This window comes from Chloroflexota bacterium (genome assembly GCA_018648225.1).
Taxonomy (GTDB): domain Bacteria; phylum Chloroflexota; class Anaerolineae; order Anaerolineales; family UBA11858; genus NIOZ-UU35.
This window is the reverse complement of record JABGRQ010000192.1, coordinates 1-3276: the sequence shown is the minus strand read 5'-3', so window position 1 is coordinate 3276 and position 3276 is coordinate 1. Positions and strand designations below refer to the sequence as shown.

3 protein-coding genes are annotated in these 3276 nt (G+C 55.2%); 1 reads left to right on the top strand and 2 read right to left on the bottom strand.

What is annotated here, in order from left to right:
• Nucleotides 1–13: 13 nt before the first annotated feature.
• Nucleotides 14–940, top strand: coding sequence for a branched-chain amino acid transaminase (locus HN413_16775; GenBank protein MBT3392055.1), 927 nt, complete (start codon nucleotides 14–16; stop codon nucleotides 938–940).
• Nucleotides 941–992: 52 nt separating this feature from the next.
• Here HN413_16775 and HN413_16770 read toward each other — a convergent pair whose 3' ends face one another.
• Both HN413_16770 and HN413_16765 read right to left on the bottom strand, forming a co-directional pair.
• A complete protein-coding gene (locus HN413_16770; protein MBT3392054.1) occupies nucleotides 993–2327 on the bottom strand; it encodes a GNAT family N-acetyltransferase in 1335 nt (444 codons plus the stop codon).
• Nucleotides 2328–2338: 11 nt separating this feature from the next.
• Nucleotides 2339–3145 (bottom strand): hypothetical protein, encoded by an 807-nt coding sequence (locus HN413_16765; protein ID MBT3392053.1) that lies wholly within the window; start codon nucleotides 3143–3145, stop codon nucleotides 2339–2341.
• Nucleotides 3146–3276 lie beyond the last annotated feature (131 nt).

Sequence of the window (3276 nt, the reverse complement as noted above, 5' to 3'; positions counted from 1 at the left end):
AGGAGGCTTGAACGTGGCATTACCCAATTACGCATATTTTGAAGGTAAGATCGTCCCATATGGTGAAGCAAAAATTGGTATTCTCACACACGCGTTGAATTACGGTACCGCTGCTTTTGGCGGTTTGCGCGGTTATTGGAATGAAAAAGAAGAACAGCTCTTTCTTTTCCGTCCGCGCGAGCATTTTCTACGACTGCTGAATTCGGGTAAATATCTTTGTGCAGAACTGGAGCATACCCCCGAAACGCTGACACAGGTGGCCAAAGATTTGCTGCGCGCCGAAAGTTACCGCGAAGATGTGTACCTGCGCCCCTTGCTGTACAAAGCTGACGAAATTATTGGTGTGAAATTGCACGGCCTGACCGACGAGATCAGCATGGTGTCTATTCCTTTTGGTTTGTACGTTGCCAATGATACCAACGCCCATGTGACGTTTTCATCGTGGCGGCGCGTGGATGATAATGTGATCCCTGCCCGCGGCAAAATCTCGGGGGCTTATGCCAACTCGGCGCTGATCAAAACCGATGCCGTGCGCGCCGGGTTTGATGAGGCGCTGGTATTATCGCAAGATGGTCATGTTTCAGAAGGCAGCGCCATGAATTTGTTTATGGTGCGCGATGGCGTGATCTACACCCCCCCGGTGACGGATAACGTCCTCGAAGGCATTACCCGCCGCTCGGTGATGGAACTGGCTGAAAAAGAACTCGGCCTGAAGGTGGTCGAACGCTCGATTGACCGCACGGAAGTCTATATTTGCGATGAACTTTTCTTCACCGGCACAGCAGCCCAAGTAACTGCGATCACAAAAGTGGATCATCGTCCGATTGGTTCTGGCGTGATGGGGCCAATCGCAGAAAAATTGCGCGCCGTTTTCTCTGATGTGGTGCATGGTGATTTGCCCGCCTACCGTGAGTGGCTGACTCCCGTTTACGAGAAATAACAATAAAAAAAGGGTCTCGGTAGTTTTACCGCCGAGACCCTTTTTTTGTTGCTTAGGCTAGTCCCCACACATTGGATGCCTGCTTGGGGAACAGAATTGGCACCAGGGCGCGCGCCGCGTTGTTGCGCACATAGCAATCGGCGAACAGCTTCTCGATATCCCAAAACGAGTTATAACCGAATAATACCCGCAAGAAGGTTAGATCGGGGAAGAGCGCATCGCCGTCTTCGGTTTTTTCAGGGGCGTAGCTTTCGACGGCCTTGATCTGGCCTTGCTCGAAAGTCAGCTTCACCCCATTTTTGAAGAAATTCAATTTCAGCTCGCCGCTGTGTCCCGCCAATACTGATTTTGCCAGCCGCGCTTCTAGCGCCGGAGCAATATGCAACAAAAAGTCTGGCAAATCGGCCACGCGCACATAATAGGCATAGGGATCGCGCACCCGCGGCAGCAAATCGCTGATGGCCTCGTAAATTGGATGCTCAACGCCCATCCACATGGCGAAGGCCTGAAATTCCTGTTCTTCTTTTTCAGCAGCATAGGCTTCGCCGGTGGTTTTCAGATAGCGCAGCACACTGGGGGCAATCGCCAGCCATGAAAGGCCAGCGACAAGCTCAAACTCCCGCACGGTCAGGGTTGGGCCCCATAAAAAAGGTGGGTGCATTAAATAACCCGCGGCCTCGCCCGCCTGATTCTCGATGATGCGTGTTTCAATGCGGTTGACATTTTTTTCGCTCTTTCCAAAAAGCTCATATTGCATTGTGTCTTCATTCCGCTCACAATGCAAAAGTTGCCGTTGTGCTCTGGCTGAATACAGTTCCGTGATAAATGCAATATCGCGCGCCTCAGCCGGGCGTAGGCAGTAGGCTTCTTCTTCGTCATCCTTTAATTTGGGAATATGCGGAATATACCCCACGCGCCCGCCATCCAGCGCCAGCCCCATCTCGTAGCCAAACTGGCGATAATAATATGGAATCCCGGTGATGATCTGTAATTTGTGGCCGCGCGCCGCGCTCCATTGATGGATGACATCAAATTGCTCGCGTACCAGCCCGCGGCGGCGATACTCGGGATCAGTGCCAACCAATTCGGGCCGCCCGACGCCAAATTCGATGCCCGCGTAGCTCCAGGTTTGTGGAATCAGGTTCATCGAGGAGACGATCTTTTTTGTCTGCGTATCTTCGACAATTATAAAATCAGCCGCCGATGTGGTGGGGTGCGGCTGGGTCATCAGGTCACGTACCCAGGCGCCAATGCGCTCATCGCGCTTGTCGGGGCCGTCGTCGCTGTGGACGGTGGCATTGAATTTCGCCAGCGCGTCGGTATCAGCGGGAGTGGCGCGGCGCAAAATTAGTCCGCCACCCAGGTCTTTGAGGATAGTTTGGGTCATGGAAGTCTCTTTTATATTTCGATTTGCGCCCCGTGGCGCGCCAGCGCATCCAAAGTTTGACGGATCGGCTTTTCGCTGCCGGGGGTGGATTGCAGCGCCCGAAGAATAGACGCTACGCCCTGAGGATACTCTGCCGCCCAGGCATAGCTCAACGAGCGGGTAATCACCCAAATATTGGGGGCGGGTTCATCGCCCCAACGGGTGAGCAGCCCCAAAACAGATTCGGCCATGCCGCCTTCAGCCAGGGCTTGCAGCGTATCTACCAGCGCGGCGCGCACGGCGCGATCATCTTCGGCGCTCAGCGGGTGCAAATGGGCGATGACTTCATCGGCGTGGCTCGCGGCCAGCGCGGGGATGAAATTTAACGCGGTCTCGCGCATGCGCGGCGACTTAGCCTTAAGCCAGTGATCCATCAGGGGCAGCAGATGCTCCGGGGCGGCCTCACCAGCCTCCCTTAAAGTTGCCCCGAGGGCGGCGCGTACATCGGGGCGCACATCCCCCGCCGGGGCACGCAACACCTGCGGGTTCACGTCTTTCCCCAACAGATAACGCCGCGCCAATGCCGACGCGCTGATAGCCCGCAACGCGGCGGTAGGATGTTCGAGCAGCGGACGCAGTTGGGCCGCGGGCAGGCGCGCCAGAGTTTCCCCGGCGGGCAAGATGAATTGTGCTAGAAGAGCGGCATCGGCCTGGTCGTTGGCGGCCACCTGGGGGATGGCGAAAATGCCCTCGAGCGCAATCTGGATGGCTTCGGGCTGACCCAGGCGCACAGCAGCCTTGATGTCATTGAGAATTTCGCGGATGGTTGTTTTTTTCATAATCAAAGGGGTTCGGTGTGAATTAGGGAGACCTGAGCGCCTGATTACCCAATCACTGATTGCCTTTCTACATAGAGTTCTTCTAATTCATTTGCGCCCAAAAAGCCCTCTGCGGCAGAGATGGCGCCAAT